Here is a 2,460-nt window from a genome sequence, read left to right on the forward strand (position 1 = left end):
GCTGCGGGCAGTCGTGCCGCTGGGGCGGCACGGGTGGGCGCAGCGGCACCCCGCAACGCCGGGCTGCGCGCCCCCGCCGCCCAACCCCAGCGGCCAGTCAGACCACCGGTCCCGAAGGCCCCGCACCCTCTGCGGGCCCCGCCCCCGCCCCCGCCACCCCAGGCAGCCCGAACCCCAGCTCCACCGCCGCCCGCTCCGGCGTCACCTGCCCCCACAACTCCGCCATCGCCCGATTCGACGCCAGCGACCGCAACTCGGCCCGGTCCAGGTACAACACACCGTCCAGATGATCCGTCTCGTGCTGCACGATCCGCGCGGGCCACCCCGCGAACACCTCGTCCACGGCCCGCCCGTGCTCGTCCCGCGCCACCAACCGCACCTCGGCATGCCGAGCCACCACCGCCTGCCACCCCGGCACACTCAGACACCCCTCGAAGAACGCGGCACGCAACGCGGCACGCCCGGCGCCCACGGCCTCGTACGACGGATTGACCAGTACCCGGAACGGCTGCGGCACCCGCCCGCGCGCCACCCGCACCTCGTCCGGCACCGGCGCCGGGTCCTCGATCACCGCGATCCTGAGTCCAACACCCACCTGCGGCGCGGCCAGGCCGACGCCCGGTGCCGCGTGCATGGTGAGGCGCAGCGCCTCGACGAACCGTGCCAGCAGCGATGGCTCCAACTGCCCGTCGAAGGGCTCGGCGATGCGCCGCAGCACCGGATCGCCGGCCGCGACGATCGGCAACGGCCCGTCGGTGGCGAGCAGTTCCTCGACCCGCTCGGCAAGGGGTGCGCGATCACTCGGAGTTCCCATCGCGCCAGGATGTCACGGCGTACGGCATCCACCCGCCGACCATGACGGTGTGACGCAGGCCACGTTCAGGGCCGGGAACCCGGCGCTCTCCCGCCCCGACCACTGGGACCACCCCGTCCCCACGACGTCCCCGGAGCGCCCGCAGATGACCACCACGTCCCCGACCCCCACGGACGAGGCCCCCAAACCGCCGACCCCGCCGCCTCCGCCCGGCAGATGGTCCGCACTCCGCCCGCTCGTCCTGCGCCTGCACTTCTACGCCGGGCTGTTCGTGGCGCCCTTCCTGCTGGTCGCGGCGGCCACCGGCTTCCTCTACGCCGCCTCCTTCCAGGCCGAGAAGCTGGTCTACGCCCACGAGCTGACCGTCCCCGACGCGGGCGGGAGCAAGCTGCCGATCTCCGAGCAGGTCGCCGCCGCCCGCCAGGCCCATCCCGAGGGCACGGTGTCGGCCGTACGCCCCTCGCCCGAGGCCGACGCCACCACCAGGGTGCTGCTGTCCGGCGTCGAGGGCGTCGACCCGGACCACACGCTCGCGGTCTTCGTCGACCCGTACACCGCGAAGGTGCGCGGCGCCCTCGAACAGTACGGCTCGACCGGCGCGCTGCCGCTGCGCACCTGGATCGACGAGTTCCACCGGGACCTGCACCTGGGTGAAACCGGCCGCCTGTACAGCGAGTTCGCCGCCAGCTGGCTGTGGGTGATCGCGGGGGGCGGCCTGGTGCTGTGGTTCTCCCGCCGACGGGCCCGGCGCAAGCTGCGCGGCACCAGTGGCCGGCGCCGCACCCTGGGCCTGCACGGGACGGTGGGCGCCTGGGCCGCGGCCGGGTTCGTCGTCCTCTCGGCGACCGGCCTGACCTGGTCGACGTATGCCGGGGCGAACATCGAGGACCTGCGCGTCTCGCTCGGCCAGACCACCCCGTCCGTGTCGGCGTCGGCAGCCGGGGGAGGGGAGCACGCGGGCCACGGCGCGGCATCGGGCGCGGGCGGGGACGCCGCGCACGGGGTCGGCCTCGACAAGGTCCTGTCCGCCGCGCGCGCCGAGGGCCTGGGCGACCCCGTGGAGATCGTCCCGCCCGCCGACGCGTCCTCCGCCTACGTCGTCAAGCAGGTGCAGCGCAGCTGGCCCGAGAAGCAGGACTCGGTCGCAGTCGACCCGGCGACCGGCGAGGTCACCGACGTACTCCGCTTCGCCGACTACCCGGTGCTCGCCAAGCTCAGCCGCTGGGGCATCGACCTGCACACCGGCAGCCTGTTCGGCCTGCCCAACCAGATCGCCCTGATGCTGCTGACCGCTTCCCTCGTCCTGCTCATCGTCTGGGGTTACCGCATGTGGTGGCAGCGCGGCCGGGGTTCCGCGTTCGGCCGCCCGATCCCGCGCGGCGCGTGGCAGCAGGTGCCGCCCTTGCTCCTCGTCCCGCTGCTCGCGGCGGTCGCCGTCCTCGGCTACTTCGTGCCGCTGCTCGGCATCCCGCTGGCCGCGTTCGTCGCGGCCGACGTCGTACTCGGCGAGATCGCCCACCGGCGAAAGCAACAGACACGCGCGGTCGGTGCGACGCCCAAGCGGTGACTCGCCGCGGCCGGCGAGGCGGTGAGTACGGCGCCGTACTCACCGCCTCGCCGGCCGCGGCGAGTCACCGCTTGGGCGT

Annotated in this window: 2 protein-coding genes; one reads left to right on the plus strand and one right to left on the minus strand. The window is 74.4% G+C overall.

Going from position 1 to position 2,460, the window contains the following annotated elements; genetic code table 11:
- Window positions 1-97 precede the first annotated feature (97 nt).
- On the minus strand, window positions 98-814 hold the full coding sequence (locus ACFCZF_RS40750; protein WP_376675972.1) for a peptide deformylase: 717 nt from the start codon (window positions 812-814) through the stop codon (window positions 98-100).
- 145 nt (window positions 815-959) lie between these two features.
- On the opposite strand from ACFCZF_RS40750, the gene ACFCZF_RS40755 reads away from it, so the two are divergent.
- Window positions 960-2,381, plus strand: a complete 1,422-nt coding sequence (locus tag ACFCZF_RS40755; RefSeq protein WP_376675973.1) for a PepSY-associated TM helix domain-containing protein — start codon at window positions 960-962, stop codon at window positions 2,379-2,381.
- The last annotated feature ends 79 nt before the right edge of the window (window positions 2,382-2,460 follow it).

The organism is Streptomyces sp. NPDC056296 (assembly GCF_042268605.1).
Taxonomy (GTDB): Bacteria; Actinomycetota; Actinomycetes; order Streptomycetales; family Streptomycetaceae; genus Streptomyces.

What these genes read in the sequence shown, in the direction of transcription:
- ACFCZF_RS40750 (WP_376675972.1), bottom strand. Translation starts at nt 814, where the DNA reads ATGGGAACTCCGAGTGATCGCGCACCCCTTGCCGAGCGGGTCGAGGAA.
- ACFCZF_RS40755 (WP_376675973.1), top strand. Translation starts at nt 960, where the DNA reads ATGACCACCACGTCCCCGACCCCCACGGACGAGGCCCCCAAACCGCCG.